The organism is Arenicella chitinivorans (genome assembly GCF_014651515.1).
GTDB lineage: Bacteria > Pseudomonadota > Gammaproteobacteria > Arenicellales > Arenicellaceae > Arenicella > Arenicella chitinivorans.
Genome location: NZ_BMXA01000007.1, coordinates 26,982 through 42,087, shown reverse-complemented (window position 1 = coordinate 42,087; position 15,106 = coordinate 26,982). Strand labels below are relative to the sequence as shown.

19 protein-coding genes are annotated in these 15,106 nt (G+C 50.2%); 14 read left to right on the top strand and 5 right to left on the bottom strand.

The window, feature by feature from the left end; all coding sequences use genetic code 11:
- Position 1: 1 nt before the first annotated feature.
- The gene (yrfG, locus tag IE055_RS15270; RefSeq protein WP_189402548.1) at positions 2-643 is read right to left on the bottom strand and encodes a GMP/IMP nucleotidase; all 642 of its coding nucleotides are present in this window, start codon (positions 641-643) and stop codon (positions 2-4) included.
- Between the two features lie 103 nt (positions 644-746).
- On the opposite strand from yrfG, the gene dapF reads away from it, so the two are divergent.
- The 5 genes from dapF to IE055_RS15245 all read left to right on the top strand — a co-directional run bounded on the left by dapF (position 747) and on the right by IE055_RS15245 (position 4,681).
- A complete protein-coding gene (gene dapF / locus IE055_RS15265; protein ID WP_189402547.1) occupies positions 747-1,580 on the top strand; it encodes a diaminopimelate epimerase in 834 nt (277 codons plus the stop codon).
- A 77-nt stretch (positions 1,581-1,657) separates the two neighbouring features.
- The gene (locus tag IE055_RS15260) at positions 1,658-2,302 is read left to right on the top strand and encodes a DUF484 family protein (protein ID WP_189402546.1); all 645 of its coding nucleotides are present in this window, start codon (positions 1,658-1,660) and stop codon (positions 2,300-2,302) included.
- A 14-nt stretch (positions 2,303-2,316) separates the two neighbouring features.
- Positions 2,317-3,219 carry a tyrosine recombinase XerC gene (xerC, locus tag IE055_RS15255; RefSeq protein WP_189402545.1) on the top strand — a complete coding sequence of 301 codons (903 nt, stop codon included), beginning with the start codon at positions 2,317-2,319 and terminating at the stop codon, positions 3,217-3,219.
- Positions 3,216-4,415, top strand: coding sequence for a YceI family protein (locus IE055_RS15250; RefSeq protein WP_189402544.1), 1,200 nt, complete (start codon positions 3,216-3,218; stop codon positions 4,413-4,415). The genes xerC and IE055_RS15250 overlap by 4 nt, the downstream gene beginning before the upstream one ends.
- Positions 4,415-4,681, top strand: coding sequence for a CBU_0592 family membrane protein (locus IE055_RS15245; RefSeq protein ID WP_189402543.1), 267 nt, complete (start codon positions 4,415-4,417; stop codon positions 4,679-4,681). Before IE055_RS15250 ends, IE055_RS15245 begins: the two co-directional genes overlap by 1 nt.
- A 37-nt stretch (positions 4,682-4,718) precedes the next feature.
- Here the strand turns inward: IE055_RS15245 and IE055_RS15240 are convergent, their stop codons facing one another.
- The 4 genes from IE055_RS15240 to IE055_RS15225 form a co-directional block, all read right to left on the bottom strand.
- The gene (locus IE055_RS15240) at positions 4,719-5,375 is read right to left on the bottom strand and encodes a hypothetical protein (protein ID WP_189402542.1); all 657 of its coding nucleotides are present in this window, start codon (positions 5,373-5,375) and stop codon (positions 4,719-4,721) included.
- A 43-nt stretch (positions 5,376-5,418) separates the two neighbouring features.
- A complete protein-coding gene (locus tag IE055_RS15235; RefSeq protein ID WP_189402541.1) occupies positions 5,419-6,123 on the bottom strand; it encodes an SIMPL domain-containing protein in 705 nt (234 codons plus the stop codon).
- A 92-nt stretch (positions 6,124-6,215) separates the two neighbouring features.
- Entirely contained in the window at positions 6,216-6,893 is a 678-nt protein-coding gene (locus IE055_RS15230; protein WP_189402540.1) for a DUF6498-containing protein, read from the bottom strand.
- On the bottom strand, positions 6,859-7,221 hold the full coding sequence (locus IE055_RS15225) for an acyl-CoA thioesterase (RefSeq protein ID WP_189402539.1): 363 nt from the start codon (positions 7,219-7,221) through the stop codon (positions 6,859-6,861). The genes IE055_RS15230 and IE055_RS15225 overlap by 35 nt, the downstream gene beginning before the upstream one ends.
- Before the next feature lie 110 nt (positions 7,222-7,331).
- Between IE055_RS15225 and IE055_RS15220 the strand changes: the two genes are divergently transcribed.
- From IE055_RS15220 to sufC, 9 genes are all read left to right on the top strand, one after another.
- The gene (locus tag IE055_RS15220; RefSeq protein ID WP_189402538.1) at positions 7,332-7,709 is read left to right on the top strand and encodes a gamma-butyrobetaine hydroxylase family protein; all 378 of its coding nucleotides are present in this window, start codon (positions 7,332-7,334) and stop codon (positions 7,707-7,709) included.
- A 3-nt stretch (positions 7,710-7,712) separates the two neighbouring features.
- Positions 7,713-8,465, top strand: a complete 753-nt coding sequence (gene ubiE, locus IE055_RS15215) for a bifunctional demethylmenaquinone methyltransferase/2-methoxy-6-polyprenyl-1,4-benzoquinol methylase UbiE (protein WP_189402537.1) — start codon at positions 7,713-7,715, stop codon at positions 8,463-8,465.
- A gap of 7 nt (positions 8,466-8,472) precedes the next feature.
- A complete protein-coding gene (locus IE055_RS15210; RefSeq protein WP_189402536.1) occupies positions 8,473-9,069 on the top strand; it encodes a ubiquinone biosynthesis accessory factor UbiJ in 597 nt (198 codons plus the stop codon).
- Between the two features lie 3 nt (positions 9,070-9,072).
- Positions 9,073-10,692, top strand: coding sequence for a ubiquinone biosynthesis regulatory protein kinase UbiB (gene ubiB / locus IE055_RS15205; protein ID WP_189402535.1), 1,620 nt, complete (start codon positions 9,073-9,075; stop codon positions 10,690-10,692).
- Positions 10,693-10,817: 125 nt separating this feature from the next.
- A complete protein-coding gene (lysM, locus tag IE055_RS15200) occupies positions 10,818-11,264 on the top strand; it encodes a peptidoglycan-binding protein LysM (RefSeq protein WP_189402534.1) in 447 nt (148 codons plus the stop codon).
- Between the two features lie 228 nt (positions 11,265-11,492).
- The gene (locus IE055_RS15195; protein WP_189402533.1) at positions 11,493-12,221 is read left to right on the top strand and encodes a hypothetical protein; all 729 of its coding nucleotides are present in this window, start codon (positions 11,493-11,495) and stop codon (positions 12,219-12,221) included.
- Between the two features lie 149 nt (positions 12,222-12,370).
- Positions 12,371-12,838: an Rrf2 family transcriptional regulator gene (locus tag IE055_RS15190; protein WP_189402532.1), complete on the top strand. Its 468-nt coding sequence runs from the start codon at positions 12,371-12,373 to the stop codon at positions 12,836-12,838.
- Between the two features lie 5 nt (positions 12,839-12,843).
- Positions 12,844-14,301 carry a Fe-S cluster assembly protein SufB gene (gene sufB / locus IE055_RS15185; RefSeq protein WP_189402531.1) on the top strand — a complete coding sequence of 486 codons (1,458 nt, stop codon included), beginning with the start codon at positions 12,844-12,846 and terminating at the stop codon, positions 14,299-14,301.
- 47 nt (positions 14,302-14,348) lie between these two features.
- Positions 14,349-15,104 carry a Fe-S cluster assembly ATPase SufC gene (sufC, locus tag IE055_RS15180; protein WP_189402530.1) on the top strand — a complete coding sequence of 252 codons (756 nt, stop codon included), beginning with the start codon at positions 14,349-14,351 and terminating at the stop codon, positions 15,102-15,104.
- The last annotated feature ends 2 nt before the right edge of the window (positions 15,105-15,106 follow it).

Here is a 15,106-nt window from a genome sequence, read left to right as displayed (position 1 = left end):
CTTACGCCAACCTGTCAAGCATATAGAAACGACTCGGCATCGCTCGCTCCGTACTTAAATCCGGTTGTGCGATGCTATAGACGTGTTTAATGCCGTAGCGATCAGCAGCTTCCAATACCGCCTCACTGTCGTCCAAAAACAAGGTTCGATCCGGGTCAAAGGTTTTTTTGTTCTGCAGTTGATGCCAGAATCCTTCATCCTCTTTCGGGTGTGACAGTTCATGCGAACACACCATGTCGTGGAAGTATTGATCCAGCTTGGTGTGCGCAATCTTAAGGTTCAACACCTTGCGGTGAGCGTTGGTGATTAGGCGCACATCGTCACTCTCGTCCCGACAGCGTTGCAGAAATGCCTTCGCACTCGGGCGGTACGCGATTTTATGCGCTACTTCCTGTTTGTGATGCATGATATCCACCCCAAGCAAGTCACTCCAAAAATCCACACAATACCAGTTCAGGGTGCCCGCATGCTGTTCAAATAAGGGGGCAAGATGGGATTTAGCCTCCTGCGCTGACATTCCTCGCGGTTCACCCCAGATCCGGGGAATATGTTCCAACCAGAAATGGTTGTCGAAGTGTAAATCGAGCAGCGTGCCGTCCATATCCAACAGCACCGTGTCAATATCTTGCCAATTAATCTGCATGCAGCGGAGTATACAAATGCAGGCGAAATTTAGCTAAAAAATTATCCAAATTGTTGCCGCTCAACCATGAGCTCCAGCAGCCAATTTGTGATTAAATACGCGCATGGAACTACACTTCACAAAAATGCACGGTTTGGGTAATGACTTTGTAGTCTTTGACTTTACGCGTGCAGCTTATCCATTAACTGCTGCCCAGGCGAACAAGATCGCTGACCGCCATTTTGGCATTGGATGCGACCAGATTTTAATCGTGGAATCCTCAACTTCTGACGACATCGATTTTAAATATCGAATCTTAAATGCCGACGGCAGCGAAGTCGGCCAATGCGGTAACGGCGCTCGATGCTTTGCACGTTACGTGCATGACAAGGGCCTGACAAATAAAAATCCAGTTCGCGTCGAAACGCTCTCAGGAGTCATGACGCTGGACTTAAATCCGACGTCGCAGATGGTCACTGTCAATATGGGCGCGCCGCGATTTACGCCCAGTGACATTCCGCTCAACGCTTCTGAACGCCAGTCACTCTACACGCTGCAACTGGATGATCAAACCATCGAGTTTAGTGCTGTATCAATGGGTAATCCGCACGCGGTGCTCCTGGTTGACGACGTCGATGCGGCACCGGTGATTGAACTAGGCGCTCGACTCGAAACCCATCCGATGTTTCCCGAACGTGCCAATATTGGGTTTCTGCAAGTGGTGTCAAGACAAGAGGTGCGTGTGCGCGTATTCGAACGTGGCAGCGGCGAAACCATTGCCTGTGGTTCGGGCGCCTGTGCGGCCGTGGTCACTGGGATTCAGCGTGGTCTACTTGACTCCAACGTCACGGCGGAATTGACCGGTGGCGTGCTGAACGTGCGCTGGGACGGCGAAAACCAAGCAGTTTTGATGACCGGCCCGGCGGAAACCACCTTCGAAGGTCGAATTTCGTTGTAGACTAGACTGAATCGGTCTCCAATTAAGAAACATCTGCGATTTCTCATTATATGAACCCTGCTGAACAGACTACCAACATGACCCGCGCCGACTTTGCCAGCTATCTGCGTGATCACCCGACCATATTTCAGCAGTACCCCGAATTACTGGAATTGGTATCACTGAGCGACAGTCGCGGGACTGCCAGTCTGATAGAGCGCCAAATTTCGCTTTTGAAAGAGCGCTTGAAAGAACAACAGTCCCAACAACATCAGTTCATTCAGGTTGCCCGCGAAAACGAGCAAATCAGTGATAATTTTACGCACGTTATTTGTCAAATGATTGGATTCACCAACTTGTCTGAATTCGCCACTGAGTTCCCCAATGAACTGCGCACCAAGTTCGAGATTGATGAAGTATCGTTCAAAACATCACAGGCCGCTTCGCGCCGCCAAAGCGACAGTGACAGTTATGAAGACGCGATCCGTCGTCTGTCTAATAATCGAGCGGTTTGCGACAATCGGTGGCCGAGCAATATTATGAGTTTGTTCTTCAGCAAGGATATCAACTCCGCTGCGCTGGTGCCGATGCGCACGCCGGACAGTAAAAGTCCCTTGGCGATTCTGGCTCTTGGGTCACGCGAACCGGATCGCTACACCAATGATCTGGGCACAGCACACCTCGATCGCCTGGGGTTGATGGCCGGGATTTGTTTCGCGCGTCTGCAACCACACGGAATCTAAGCCGTTACGACACAATGGCCCAAAACGCCGCACAACTGGTCGACGAATACCTCACCATGCTGGCTGTCGAACGCCGACTCTCGACACACACCATTCAAGCCTATCGGCGTGATTTGTTGAAACTACTCGAGTTTAGTGACCAAAAAGGCTTATTGCTGTGGCAAGGATTAACCAACCATGCAGCACGCCTGTTCGCCGCCAACCTGAATACCAAGGGCTTACACGCCAAGAGTATTCAGCGCATTCTGTCTGCGGCACGCGGGTTTTGTCAGTATTTAATTCAGCGTCGGTTACTCAAAAGTAATCCATTTAACGATGTTCGTGCTCCAAAATCCGAACAACGACTGCCCAAAACCCTGACCGTGGATCAGATTACATCGTTGGTGGAATTAAATGCACAGGACCCGCTGAGTTATCGTGACAAAGCCATTCTGGAATTGTTTTATTCCAGTGGTTTGCGTTTGGCCGAACTGTGTAACCTTGATTTGAACGACCTGAATTTACCCGAGCGAATGATTCGCGTCACCGGTAAAGGCAATAAAACTCGAGATCTCCCTATCGGCAAGCAGGCTGACAAGGCGCTGCGTGAATGGTTGATACAACGAAATTCGCTGCCGCTCAACGCCTATGAGGCCGTATTCATCAGCCAGCACGGCAATCGCCTAAGCCCACGCTCGATTCAGACTAGGGTAAACTACTGGGCTCGTAAACAGGGCATCGACATCTCGGTTAGCCCGCATATGCTGCGACATTCCTTTGCGAGTCATATGCTCGAATCGAGTGGTGAACTACGTGCGGTGCAAGAATTGCTCGGGCATGCGAATATCAGCACCACGCAAATTTACACCCATTTAGATTTTCAACACCTGGCACAGGTTTACGACGACGCACATCCGCGCGCCAAGAAGACGAAATGACAACACACCAATATCGAATTCCAGCCAAAATATTGCATTGGTTAGTCGCAGGACTGATCGTTACACAATACATCCTGGCGAAACTGGCCGAGGCCGCTGAAGACCGCGGCGAGGTACTAAACCAGTTGGCAGTACTGGCCAATCACAAATCAATAGGAATCACCATTTTGGCGCTCGCCTTGGTGCGGATTGTCGTTCGCTTTACATCGCCACCACCAGCACTCCCAGAAACCATGCCAACATGGCAGGTCTGGGGCTCACACATCTCCCACCTATTACTGTATGGCTTCCTGTTCGCCCTACCACTGAGCGGCTGGTTGATGTCTTCTGCCAAAGCCTATTCGGTAAGCTGGTTTAACCTAGTCGCACTACCAGATTTAGTCGGACCAAGTGAGGCCTGGGCTAAAGCGATGCATGTCACGCATCATTATTTGGCCGAGGCCTTGTTTATTGTTGCACTGATTCATATTGCAGCCGCGCTGAAACACCACCTCATTGATCGCGATGAAGTGTTACGACGAATGTCGAGCAAATTGGGCTGGGGTTTGTTCATTGCGTCGACGGTACTCTGCACCTTGGTATTTGGGCGCATAATCAATTCGTCTGCACCAACCGCATCAGACACCACGCCAGCAATCAGCGAAGACGCACAAGACAATGCGCCGTCGGTACGTGAAAGTACGTTAACGCAATGGCAAGTCAATCAACAAAACAGTTATATCAAATTCAGTGGTGATCAGGCTGGCGCACCATTTTCAGGTCAATGGCAACAATGGCAAGCGGAACTCTTTTTTGATGCGGATGAGCTCGATCAGTCGCGTTTTGATGTCACTATCGATCCAGCCTCAGCGGATTCAAACGACGCTGAACGTGATCAAACGATCGCATCGGCAGAATTTTTTGACGTGTCCAACCATCCGACGGCTCGCTTTGTCGCCACCGAGTTCAACCGCCAAGGCGACGCATTCGTCACCCAAGGTCGCCTGACAATGAAAGGCATCAGTAAGACGTTGCCTTTTACCTTTACCGTACACCAAACCGGTGACTTGGTAAGGCTCGAAGGCCAAGCAACCATTGATCGATTAGCTTGGAATATTGGCACCGGTGACTGGACTGACACATCCTGGGTCGGTAAAGACGTGGCGGTCCAAGTTCTGATTGAAGCAACAGTTGCAGCAGAAGCAGACGCACAATAATGAACATCGACTTACTGGCCAACATCATCGGGATGTTGGGCACATCAATGGTGGTGGGCACTTACTTTTTGCTGCAATTAAACAAATTGGATGCCAAAGGCTTGGCTTACAATCTGTGGAATCTGGTTGGCGCGGTTCTTCTGCTCATTAGCTTATTGATCCATTTCAACCTAGCGAGCTTTGTAATCGAAATATTTTGGATAGCCGCGTCGCTGGTCGGCTTGTTCAATTACTGGAAACGCCATAAGCGGAGTTCCACAGAGTAATGGCGCACACTCTTGACTAGGTCAAAGACAGTTAAGCCTAAAACCGCGGTAATACCGACATAGACACCTGCTGTTTGGTGAGTGCCATTTCCTGGACTTCGAGATACTCAAGGTCGAGATTAGTACGGTTCGCACGCTCGACGTCCACGCCCAATCCACGCAATGTGTCATTGCTGAACGGCAAGGCTCCGACGCGAATATGAAAGTCGTCTTTGACGCCTACGCCACCATGGCGCACAACCGGTGTCCCAAACACACTTAAGGCCACGCGTGAACCGTCCAGAAATGGAAAAATCTTATCGAATTTTTCAACAGCACGCCGAGCATCAGGATTCACCGCCTCGACCTTATCAAGATTAATCACCGCTGCGATTTCGACCTCACCGGGCCGCAGAAAGGCCTTTACCGCATCGCTGACCTGTAGTAGTTTTCGACCATCTGCATCACGCGCCAAGCTCGCCAACAAGATGGTGTTGAACTCGTCTTCGCTCAACACAATCTGGCCATTCATGACATCAGCCACTTTGCCCCCCAACAGTTTGTGGACATCTGGAGGCGTCTGAATATTATTCAACGCATCACTGGCCTGACTCGGATTGTCATCGAACCAAGCAGGCAAGGATTGCATGGAATACCAAACATAACCGCTCACGGCGAGTACCAATAACAACAAAAACAGAATAATTCGCAACATAATTCGCTCGTACCGCGACGCTAAGACGTGACTGAAAGGCCTACTAGTTTAATCGAAACACGATCTCTACGTTGGCGCGAATGGTCTGTGTTCCAAGCATTTCCGGTGGTGCGTCCATGACCATGCTCTTAGCCATCGCCATTTCTTGGCGCGCGAATACCGGATTGTGACTACTTTTTTCGGTAATACTGATTACGGCCCCCACCGAGCGCTTGACAAGCTTAGCTAGAAATTCTGCCTTGCCTTGTGCGTCTGCGACCGCTTGCGCCAGCGCCTCACGCTGCAACGCTGAACTATCTTGAAATCCGGGCTGCATCGAATTGACCTCAGACACACCCTGCTGAGCCAATCCTTCAAGCAAGGGCGTAAGGTTTTCGAGGTCACGGACTACTACACTGATCATCCGACTGACGCGTTCTCCACGGTAGACTCGGCGATTGTCTGACCATTCATACTGTGGCTGCATGCTCAGTTGCTGCACTTTTACGTCCTTATCGTCGACACCATACGCTTTGACTAGATCCAGAATCTGCTCATACGCCGCGTCCGCTTTTTGCTTGGCCGTGGCTTTGTCTGCTTCCTGCGCATAGGCGCTGACGGTGAGCGTGACCTGATCTGGTTCAGCATCGACCTCGCCCACACCCGACACACGAATCTGGTCGTCTGCCACTTGCTCCGAGGCAATCAGTGATTGTGTGGCAAATAAGCCCAACATCGCGACACAAAATGTCAATAAAGTCTTGTGCATAATAATTCCTTGAGAATCCTTTGATTAGTTTTCAGCAGTATTGCACAACTAAGATGAACCCAAGCTTAAGACCACGCGATTTATCAGGCCGTTTAGTGCTGTTTCGTACGTCGATATCGACTGACATCGACGATGATTTTCAACACCACCATAATCGCCAACAACCAGGTTGGAGAGCCCAACCGCTCCAACAACAAAGCCCCACCCAGTAGCCCGACATGCATAATCAGAATGCGCGGATACGGTTCGCCCATCAATTCCCCAATGCGCTTGCGCCAGATATCACCACTGAGGACAAAGGTTTCAATAAATGCCACGCTATGACTTGCAATCAGCGCCAACACAGCCAAGGCCAATGGTCTACCAAACTCTGCGAAAAAGCCCATAAATACCGCACCGCCTTGCGCGAACAGGCTGGCGAAACCCGAGGCTACGTCGGGAAAATACTGATCCACGGGAAGCTCACCCATATTCAGCAAGGACCACAACAGAGTGCCATGTCCCATGCAAAAAATGCCGTAATGCAGCACAAAAAACAAACTGACGGGTAAGCCGGATACGCGTCGATTAATCAGTGCCAACGTCCACATTTTCAGCAGATTGAACAGGCCAATGACCAGGTTTTCAATCCAGAACAGCGCCAACACAAAAGCCACATTCCAGTCGTAAAAGAGAACCCCGAGTAGCGGTACCAAATTGGCCGCAATCAAAGCCAGCGAGGAGACCGCGCCTAACTTAGCTGTCTTTTCGAATGGCTGTTTTTTGTCCATCGCCGTCCACGCACACGAAGGTAATATTATTTTCAAACAGCACCATTTCCGAATCAGCCTGATACCGTGCGCCATAGACTTTGACGTTGTATGTCACAGAACTGGTTCCGACGCGTGTTTGTTTGCAGCGAAAACGCAGTATCTGGCCTTCTCGGATCGGGTGTTTGAATTCCACGTTATCCAACCCGATCGTCACAAAATGTTGCCCGTGAAAATCGAGACTCACGCGGATATACGCTATTTCATCCACCCATTTTAATAAGGTGCCGCCGAACAAACTCCCATAGTCGTTTAAGTCCGCCGGCAGCACGATTTTGTAATGTTCCATGCCGATTAATTCATCACCTCGTTATATGCTTGATCAATCTCGCAAAATAGCACGTTTTCCCATCACGGGCGAAACGATATACTGCGAGCTCTAACCTTGGGGCCAAGCGCATGAAACACACGCCAACCGATATTCGATTACACACTAAATCCAAATTGCTGGATGTGGTGTTTAATGATGAACACTTTACGCTGCCATGCGAGTATCTGCGTGTCATGTCGCCGTCCGCCGAGGTCAAAGGTCATGGCCCTGATCAGGCGGTACTGCAGGTTGGCAAAGAAGCCGTTAACATCGTTGCCATTGAGCCCGTCGGCCACTATGCTGTGCGTCTGATCTTCGATGACGCACATAATTCTGGCTTGTATTCGTGGGACTATTTGTATGAGCTCGGTGCGCAACGCTCGGTATACTGGCGACAATACCTCGACAAACTTGCTGCCGCTGACATCGAAAGAGCACCGCAACCTAACGACATTTATCTGAGTTAAGTCATGTCTGAATCACCCAACAAAACGCATTTTGGCTTTCAAGAAGTCGATGAAAATCAAAAACAAAACCTGGTAGCGGATGTATTTAAATCCGTTGCAGGAAACTACGATGTGATGAACGACGCAATGTCAATGGGCCTTCATCGAGCATGGAAGTGGTTCACCATCGCGCAAAGTGGCGTAAATCCGGGGAATGAAGTATTGGACCTGGCCGCCGGCAGTGGTGATTTATCACTCAAATTTGCCGCTAAAGTGGGCCCACAGGGGCGCGTTGTGGTAACCGACATCAACCCAGCCATGCTCGCGCAAGGGCGACGTCGACTAACCGACGCCGGTATCGCTGGCAACATTGACTATTGTCTGGTGAACGCCGAGCAATTGCCTTTCGACGATAACCAATTTGATTGCATCTCCATCAGCTTTGGCTTACGCAATGTGACACACAAAGACGTAGCACTGCGAGAAATGCAACGCTGCTTAAAACCCGGCGGTCGGGTACTGGTGCTGGAGTTTTCACAACCAACCAACCCAACTTTCAGTCGCCTGTATGACGCGTATTCGTTTAATGTCATTCCCAAACTCGGTGAGCTGATCTCCAATGACCGAGACAGCTACCAGTATCTGGTGGAATCGATTCGACGTCATCCGGGTCAAGAAGAATTGAAACAGATGATGCTGGAAGCGGGGTTTGATCGCGTTCGCTACCACAACCTAACCGGTGGCATTGTCGCATTGCACGTAGGCTACAAGTATTAGAGGCGGCATGTTATTGGAAATACTCGAACTCGCGGGCAATAAAACACTGGCCTATGACCAAGCGGCACAAGCTCGCCTCGAACGATTGCGCGGCAAAACCATGGCCTTGCGAATTAAGCCGTTTGACTCGGTTATTCGGGTCACGCCACAAGCAAGCGGCATTGAATTTTCGCATCAAGACGATGCCCCCGTCGATGTCAGCCTGACAGCCACACTGGGCGCCATGCTCAAAATCAGTCGCGTGGGGCTCGAGAATGCAGACCTGGCGCCTGGAGAGTTAGAAATTTCAGGTGATCCCATCGTTGGCCAACGTTTTGCACAATTAATTGCAGAACTCGATATTGATTGGGAATCTATGTTAGCGGAACAATTTGGTGAGACTTCGGCCAAACTCATTACACACTTGGCCAGCGAAGCAAAAGCATTTGCTGATGAATCCAAGCACCGCCTACAACAGCTGTTAAACGCCCAACTCAGTGGCCAAGATGGGCTGGTTGCTCCGGCGCAAGCGGTTGATCAGTTTCTAGACGATGTAGACACGCTACGCGCCGATACTGACCGGTTATCCGCCCGCTTATCGCGTCTGCTCAAACAAGCTGAATAATTCATGGCGAACTCTCGTTCTCGCATCAAACGCCTATTTGCCATTCGGCGTGTGGTTAAAAAATACCAACTGGCCACCCTAATCACCGACTTGGAGCTGAACGGCAAGGCAAGCTGGATTGCGCAACGCCTATTCGGCAGTTCCGGTGCTCAAACTAAACAACCCCGGGGCGAACGAATCCGTCTGGCCTTACAAGAATTGGGGCCAGTTTTCGTCAAATTAGGCCAGGCTCTGTCGACTCGTCCCGACCTGTTGCCAGCTGACATTGCAGCTGAACTTACCTTACTGCAAGATCGCGTGCCTGCGTTTTCTGAGCAACAGGCGATGCACATTATCAAACAAGCTTACGGTACTCAGTTCGAAAAAATATTCGCCGAAGTCGACCCGCAGCCATTGGCGTCTGCATCGGTAGCACAGGTGCACAGCGCCACCTTGAGACCTGGATTGGCGATCAAAGGCCAAAACGGTCTAGCCAACCAGCAAGTGATCATCAAGGTTCTACGCCCCGGCATTGCCGATGTCATTGAGAGCGACTTACGAGTCATGTACACCATGGCCGGTTGGCTGCAACGGTTCTGGAAACGTGGTCGCCAATTCCGCCCGTTGGATGTCATTCGTGAGTATGACCAGACCATTCACAATGAACTGGATTTACGTTCCGAAGCAGCCAATGGCGCGCGCATGGGCGCGGATTTTGAAAATACCGACATTATCTATGTGCCACGTATTTACTGGGACTACACACATGAAAATGTGCTGGTAATGGAACGTATTTACGGCACGTCGATTCGCGAGCTGGACACACTCAAAAGCCAAGGGCACGACTTAAAGAAGTTGGCTGAAGACGGCGTCGAAGTGTTTTTTACACAGGCTTTCGAGAAAAATTTCTTTCACGCTGATATGCATGCCGGCAATATCTTTGTGTCCGACGAGGGCAAATGGATTGCCATTGACTTTGGCATCATGGGCACACTGACCGAACACGACAAACAGTATTTAGCGCAAATGTTGCTCGGCTTCTTCAACCGCGACTACCGAGCGATTGCAGTCGCTCACTTGCGTGCGGGCTGGATTCCAGCGGATACCCGGGTGGACGATTTCGAACAAGCGATCCGGATGGTGTGTGAGCCTATCTTTGCCAAACCGCTCAGTGATATCTCCTTTGGCAATGTACTCATGCAGTTGTTCCAGACAGTGCGTCAATTCGAGATGCCTGTGCAACCTCAGTTAGTACTGTTGTACAAAACCATCTTGAATATCGAGGGCCTCGGTCGACAGCTCTATCCACAGCTTAACTTATGGGACACCGCCAAGCCGTTTCTGGAAAAATGGATGGTGCAGCAGATGTCGCCTCTGCGTTTGTTGGAAGACTTGCAACGGGATTGGCCACTCTGGCGTGCCACATTGGCAGCCCTACCAAGCGCACTCCATCAACAATTACAATCAAAGGACAGCCCGAAATCCACCACCCGCCATTGGGGTATCGGGCTTTGCGCGTTGGGCCTAGTCGCCTACCTGCTTCCTCAATGGTTTCCAACCCTTGGGCAACACACTGTGGCGCTGGGGCCTTGGTTGCTGGGTATCGGCATCGGCGTGCTGATCGCCAAAGGAAGGTCAGATTAGATCTGAAACTTCCCCGCAGATATTTACCTTAGAAATTTACACCTTGCCAAACATATTCCTGTGCGGGTACGCTGTAAATTCATAAACACCACACTGAAACCCTTTATTTGAAGGTAGGAGATTGCATGGGATTATTTGATTTTGCGGCCAATATTGGCAAAAAAGTATTTGGCATCGGCGACGCAGATGCGGCTGAACAGATTAAGGCGAACATCGAAGCAAACAACCCTGGCGTAAGCGACTTGAGTGTTTCTCTGGACGATGAGATTTGTACCCTCGAGGGCAGCTGCGCATCTGTCGAGGCGAAAGAGAAAACTATTCTGATGGCAGGTAATATGAAAGGCGTTGGCTCCGTGAATGGCGACGGCCTGAGTGCACCCGAACCCGCTCCCGAAGAAGCGCAACCTGAAGTTGAGTACTATGTCATCGAAAGTGGTGACACGCTGTGGGGTATTGCCGCCAAGTTTCTTGGCAATGGCGCTAAGTATCCAGAAATTTTCGAAGCCAACAAAGAAGTTATCGAGGATCCAGACAAAATTTTCGTTGGACAAAAAATTCGCATTCCAAAATAGGCAGTCCGGATTGTCAGCATCACTACAAACAGCCCGCTTAGCGGGCTGTTTGTCTTTCTACACACGATCTACACACACCTAGAATTCGCTTCACACCCACTTTGGTAGCCTCATGCACTGAGGCAACAAGGGTCACGAGACCTTTTGTTGGTACCATCAATCTAATTCTGCCTTCTGCCATTAAACACACGAGCTGCAACGGCTGAAGACTGATCTCCGGAGTGGCCCATGTATCCTCGCATCATCATCGCATGTTGTTTGTTGTTCACAGCAGCCTTACCCATGGCCAAAGCTGAAGCCTTGGTGGGCAAAGCTTATGACGCCAACTCTGGTGAATTGCTGTACGAAGAACAGCATACAATTACCCAACAGCGGATCCGTACACAGTACTTAGCACCGGACGGGAAATTGATTGCCACTCGTGAAGTAACGTTTGACCAAGACCGCGTTCAATCTTACCGCCTGACGTACCACCAGCACGATCGCACCGAACAAATCCAACGATTGGTCGACGGCATCGCCATCAGCCTTAAGAAGAACCAGCAGGATAATTCGACCGTGTTGAGAACCAAGTCCAATCAGGAAGTTACGATTGATGCCGGCTTCTCGCAATTCATCACTCGAAACTGGGATCGCGTCACTACCGGAGAGAAACTCACCACCGAGTTCGTCAGTACTGAGCGGATGGATTTGGTCAAAATTGCCATTCGGCAACGTGACACCAAATTACCTGGTGACCTGGGGGTCCATGACCTGACCTCTTTTGAGATGACTCTGGCCAACCCACTATTTAGCTGGCTGTTGGAGCCCGTGCGAGTGGCTTACTACTCTGACAGCCAACAACTGGCCTACTACCATGGCGCATCAAATCTGTATCGTGCGAATGGCAACCACTTCGGCACCGTCCGGATTTTGTTCGAACGCCAAACCAGTATTCCCCTTGGTAATGCCGAATAGTCCTGCAAGGCGCATTAAATAAGGCTTTAAACCGGTAAATACTCTTGAAGTTGGTCACATGCGTACCTATACTTCGATTCCCGAGTAATTTACTCAGGTTTTATTTCTACATCGTCTAACCGATACCGACTCGAACCGATAGAGAGCACATGAAACTGACCACCAAAGGACGCTATGCCGTCACTGCGATGATGGATTTGGCCCTGCACGCCAAACTCGATCGCGTTTCGTTGGTGGACATTGCTGAGCGCCAGAAAATTTCATTAGCCTATCTTGAGCAACTATTTCGCAGCCTGCGTAAGGCAGGACTCGTACTATCGGTGCGCGGCGCAAAAGGCGGTTATATGCTGGCTCGCGATGCCAAAGAAATTTCCCTTGCGGATATCTTAGTGGCCGCCGATGAGAACATTAATCTAGCTTGCGGCGGTGGAAATACTTGCAATGATGCCAAACCGTGCCTCACGCACAATTTGTGGACCAACCTGAGTCGCGAGTTTTTTGCATTTTTACATAGCAAGAAACTCAGTGACGTAGTTCGTACGCGCCATGTACAAACTCTGGCGACCCAACAGGATATCTTACAAATCGGTGATATCCCGATCCAATTTAATAGGTAGTTATCATGTCAGAAGCCTTGAACGAAAAGAATAAAGATCTCAAAGCGCTGGTTAAGCGCGAATACAAAGAGGGCTTTATTACGGACATCGAATCAGACACGTTTGAACCCGGGCTGAACGAAGACGTCATCCGTCGGATTTCAGAACGCAAGAACGAGCCTGAGTTTATGCTCGAATATCGCCTCAAGGCATTTCGTCGCTGGCAAAAAATGCCTGAACCTAATTGGGCGCATATTGATTACCCAAAGATCGATTTTCAGAACATCGCCTATTTTTCAGAGCCTAAAAAGAAGCCCAAACTGGACAGTTTAGACGATGTCGATCCGAAACTACTCGAGACGTATGAGAAGTTGGGGATCCCTTTGGAAGAGCAAAAAATGCTGGCCAATGTGGCCGTCGATGCGGTGTTTGACAGTGTGTCGGTGCGCACCACATTCCGTGAGACCCTTTCCAAAGCAGGCGTTATTTTTATGCCGATCTCGGAAGCCTTGCAGGAACACCCAGAGCTGGTTAAACAATACCTCGGCACCGTGGTACCGCCACAAGACAACTATTACGCCGCACTGAATGCGGCCGTTTTCTCTGACGGCTCCTTTGTGTACATACCCAAAGGCGTACGCTGCCCGATGGAGTTATCTACCTACTTCCGTATCAACGAAATGAACACCGGTCAGTTCGAGCGCACGCTGATCATCGCCGACGAAGGTGCCTATGTCAGTTATCTGGAAGGCTGCACCGCGCCGCAACGCGATGAAAACCAATTGCACGCAGCGGTGGTCGAACTGATTGCGCATAAAGACGCTGAAATCAAATACTCTACGGTCCAAAACTGGTACCCGGGTGATGAAAACGGCAAAGGTGGCATCTATAACTTCGTCACCAAACGCGGGGTCTGCAAAGGCGATCGCGCAAAAATTTCTTGGACGCAAGTGGAAACCGGGTCGGCGATTACTTGGAAATACCCCAGCGTGGTATTGCAAGGCGATCACTCGGTTGGCGAATTTTACTCCGTTGCTCTCACGCACAATAAACAACAAGCCGATACCGGCACCAAGATGATTCATATGGGCAAGAACACCTCCAGCACCATCATCTCCAAAGGTATTTCGGCCGGTCACGGGCAAAATGCTTATCGTGGCTTGGTGAAAGTCACCAAGGGTGCCGACAATGCGCGTAATTTTTCGCAATGCGACTCCCTGTTGTTGGGTGACCGCTGTGGAGCCCACACCTTCCCGTATATGGAGGTTGAGAATCCAAGCGCTAATTTGGAGCACGAAGCAACCACCTCGAAAATCTCTGAAGATCAGTTGTTTTACTTGCAACAACGTGGTCTTGATGAAGAAGCATCGGTCTCCATGATCGTGAATGGCTTCTGCAAAGAAGTATTCCGCGAGCTGCCGATGGAATTCGCGGTGGAAGCACAAAAATTGCTGGACGTCTCTCTGGAAGGCGCCGTCGGCTAAGCCGGATATCAGCTCATCAGATAAACTAGAACGAAACAGAAAGTCGAATGTTAGTAATCAAAAATCTCCATGTATCCGTATTTGATACGCCAATTCTCAAAGGCGTAGACCTTGAAGTGAACGCTGGCGAAGTCCACGCCATCATGGGTCCGAACGGCTCCGGCAAGAGCACGTTGTCGAATGTGATTGCCGGGCGCGATGGTTATGAAGTAACCGAAGGCTCTATTGAATATATGGGCAGCGATGTAACCGAACTGGAAGCGGACGAACGTGCCTGTGAAGGTATCTTCCTGGCGTTTCAATATCCAGTCGAGATACCCGGCGTGAGCAATATGGCGATGCTGAAGGCGGCCATCAACTCCAAACGTAAATATCACGGCGAAGACGAAATCAGTGCAGGTGATTTTCTCAAGCTGATTCGTGAGAAAGCCGATCTGGTCGAAATGAAACAGGAGTTTCTCAAGCGTTCGGTTAACGAAGGCTTTTCAGGCGGTGAGAAAAAACGCAATGAAATTCTACAAATGGCAATGCTCGAACCCAAGCTTGCTTTACTTGACGAGACCGATTCCGGTTTGGACATCGACGCACTGAAAGTTGTGTCAAAAGGGGTAAATGCCCTGCGAAGTCCAGATCGTGCCATGGTGCTGGTTACCCACTACCAACGCTTACTCGATTACATCGTGCCAGATCACGTGCACGTGCTGGCAAATGGGCGCATCGTAAAGTCTGGCGACAAATCACTGGCATTAGAGCTGGAAGAAAAAGGCTACGGCTGGATCGACGGACTTCAAAAGGCGGGCTAGCG